This is a genomic window from Pseudomonas sp. EL_65y_Pfl2_R96, assembly GCF_963970905.1.
In the GTDB taxonomy this organism is placed as follows: Bacteria; Pseudomonadota; Gammaproteobacteria; order Pseudomonadales; family Pseudomonadaceae; genus Aquipseudomonas.
Window position 1 is genome coordinate 1 of the sequence record NZ_CAXAQH010000143.1, and the last position, 614, is coordinate 614.

2 protein-coding genes are annotated in these 614 nt (G+C 59.1%); both read left to right on the top strand.

Annotation, left to right across the window (positions count from 1 at the left end; translation table 11 throughout):
• Positions 1-303: CoA-transferase (locus AACY49_RS29895; RefSeq protein WP_339527809.1), on the top strand; the 303-nt coding region annotated here is incomplete at its 5' end.
• A 98-nt stretch (positions 304-401) separates the two neighbouring features.
• On the top strand, positions 402-614 hold a 213-nt coding region (locus AACY49_RS29900), incomplete at its 3' end, for an aconitase family protein (RefSeq protein ID WP_339527811.1).

Here is a 614-nt window from a genome sequence, read left to right on the forward strand (position 1 = left end):
GACATCGCCAACTGGATGATCCCGGGCAAGATGATCAAGGGCATGGGCGGGGCGATGGATCTCGTCGCGGGCGTCAAGAAGATCATCGTGGTGATGGAACATACGTCCAAGAACGGGGACCCGAAGTTCATTCCCGCCTGCACGCTGCCGTTAACCGGCAAGAACGTCGTCGACATGATCGTTACCGACCTGGCGGTGTTCCAGCGCCCCGATCATCAATCGCCGTTCAAACTGATCGAAACGGCTCCCGGAGTTACCCCCGAAGAGATCGCTGCCAAAACCACAGCCCATTATATCCGCTAGCGGTGTCGCGGAGGGACTGTCCGCGCACGCGCTGACGGTGACGTAACATTCTGTTACCTAATCCTTGAAACGGCGCATCTTTCGGTTAAAGACCTCCAATGGCTAGCCGTCCCCTCACATTGTACGAAAAGATCTGGGCAGATCACGTCGTGGAACGCCGCGACGATGGCACCTGCCTGATCTACATCGATCGTCACCTCGTCCATGAGGTTACCAGCCCGCAGGCCTTTTCGGGCCTTCGCGCCAACGGGCGCACGGTGCGACGCCCCGATCTGACGCTGGCGGTGCCCGATCACAATTTGCCCACGACG